At 57.5% G+C, this 252-nt stretch carries 1 protein-coding gene; it reads left to right on the forward strand.

Features of this window, described 5'->3' with window-relative positions; genetic code table 11:
• Positions 1–252, forward strand: a 252-nt coding sequence (locus ACWGTO_RS34030) for a hypothetical protein (RefSeq protein ID WP_454579025.1), incomplete at both ends; no start/stop codon positions are given.

Below are 252 nucleotides of genomic sequence, written 5' to 3' on the forward strand. Positions count from 1 at the left end.
GCCACTGGCTGCGCCAGGAAAATCGGCAGCCCATTTTCGGCCGGTTTAACCCCGATTCACCAAAGCATGCTTCTTTTGTAGCTGATGTGCAGGACTATCTGAAGGCTGGTGGCCGTCCTGCTATCGTTCCGCACCTGAAAAAGGTTGCGCCAGGGAGCCTCCCATCGCGAGAGCATCTAACTGGGAAGCTCCCTGCCGAAGACGTGGATCTTTTGGCAAGGTTCCGGCTTGACGCCGAGCAGCGCAACATCG

This window comes from Mesorhizobium sp. PL10, from assembly GCF_053714315.1.